The sequence below is a fragment of the Streptomyces alanosinicus genome, from assembly GCF_014650595.1.
Classification (GTDB): domain Bacteria; phylum Actinomycetota; class Actinomycetes; order Streptomycetales; family Streptomycetaceae; genus Streptomyces; species Streptomyces alanosinicus.
The window spans coordinates 1-1,755 of sequence record NZ_BMVG01000128.1 but is presented as its reverse complement, the minus strand read 5'-3'; the positions used below and the strand labels follow the sequence as shown (position 1 = coordinate 1,755).

The following is a 1,755-nucleotide window of genomic DNA, read 5'->3' as shown; positions in this document are numbered from 1 at the left end:
GATCGGCTCGATCCTGACCACCGTCTTCTCCTTCCAGCACGCGAGTGACTGGTTCGGCTGGACCATCAGCGCCTGGCTGTGGCTGACCGTGATCTTCGCCAACCTGGCGGAGGCGGTCGCGGAGGGCCGCGGCAAGGCGCAGGCCGAAACCCTGCGCAAGGCCAAGACCGACTCGGTCGCCCGTCGGCTCCTCGCGGACGGCACGTCCGAGGAGGAGGTGCCCGGCACCGCGCTGACCATCGGTGACCTGGTGGTCTGCGAGGCCGGCGACATCATTCCCGGTGACGGTGACGTCGTCGAGGGTGTCGCCTCGGTGGACGAGTCGGCGATCACCGGCGAGTCCGCGCCGGTCATCCGTGAGTCCGGTGGCGACCGCTGCGCGGTCACGGGCGGTACGAAGGTCCTCTCCGACCGGATCGTCATCAAGATCACGACGAAGCCCGGCGAGACCTTCATCGACCGGATGATCAGCCTGGTCGAGGGCGCCGCCCGGCAGAAGACGCCCAACGAGATCGCGCTGAACATCCTGCTCGCCTCGCTGACGATCGTCTTCCTGCTCGCGGTGGCCACCCTGCCGCCGTTCGCCACCTACGCGGGCACGCACCTGACCATGATCGTGCTGGTGGCCCTGCTGGTCTGCCTGATCCCGACCACCATCGGCGCCCTGCTCTCCGCGATCGGCATCGCGGGCATGGACCGCCTGGTCCAGCGCAATGTCCTCGCGATGTCCGGCCGTGCGGTCGAGGCCGCCGGTGACGTCTCCACGCTGCTGCTGGACAAGACCGGCACGATCACCCTCGGCAACCGGCAGGCCGCCGAGTTCGCCCCGGTGCGCGGTACGACCGAGGCGGAGGTCGCGGACGCGGCCCAGCTGTCCTCGCTGGCGGACGAGACGCCCGAGGGCCGCTCGATCGTCGTCCTGGCGAAGGAGAAGTACGGGCTGCGCGAGCGCCACCAGGGCGAGCTGGCCGGCGCCGAGTGGATCGAGTTCACCGCCCAGACCCGTATGTCGGGTGTGGACGTCGACGGCCGTAAAGTCCGCAAGGGCGCCACGGCCTCGGTCATCGCCTGGGTGGAGGAGCAGGGCGGCACGGTCGCCGAGGACGCGGACGCGATCGCGAACCGCATCTCCGAGGCGGGAGGCACCCCGCTGCTGGTCGCCGTCCACGACGACAAGGGCGCCCGTGTGCTGGGTGTCATCTACCTGAAGGACGTCGTCAAGGAGGGCATGCGGGAGCGGTTCGTGGAGCTGCGCCGCATGGGCATCAAGACGGTCATGATCACGGGTGACAACCCGCTGACCGCGAAGGCCATCGCCGAGGAGGCGGGCGTCGACGACTTCCTCGCCGAGGCCACCCCCGAGGACAAGATGGCCCTCATCAAGCGGGAGCAGGCCGGCGGCAAGCTGGTCGCGATGACCGGTGACGGCACCAACGACGCCCCGGCGCTCGCGCAGGCGGACGTCGGCGTGGCGATGAACACCGGTACGTCGGCCGCCAAGGAGGCCGGCAACATGGTCGACCTCGACTCCAACCCGACCAAGCTGATCGAGATCGTCGAGATCGGCAAGCAGCTGCTGATCACGCGCGGTGCGCTGACGACGTTCTCCATCGCCAACGACGTCGCGAAGTACTTCGCGATCATCCCGGCGCTGTTCGCGGCGGTCTACCCGGGCCTGGACAAGCTGAACATCATGCAGCTGTCCTCGCCGAACTCCGCGATCCTGTCGGCCGTCGTCTTCAACGCGCTGATCAT

The 1,755-nt window shown here is 68.9% G+C and carries 1 protein-coding gene; it reads left to right on the top strand.

Translation table 11 applies throughout. The annotated features are described in order from the left end of the window. Positions 1 to 1,755: potassium-transporting ATPase subunit KdpB (gene kdpB, locus IE277_RS46575; RefSeq protein WP_189960179.1), on the top strand; the 1,755-nt coding region annotated here is incomplete at both ends.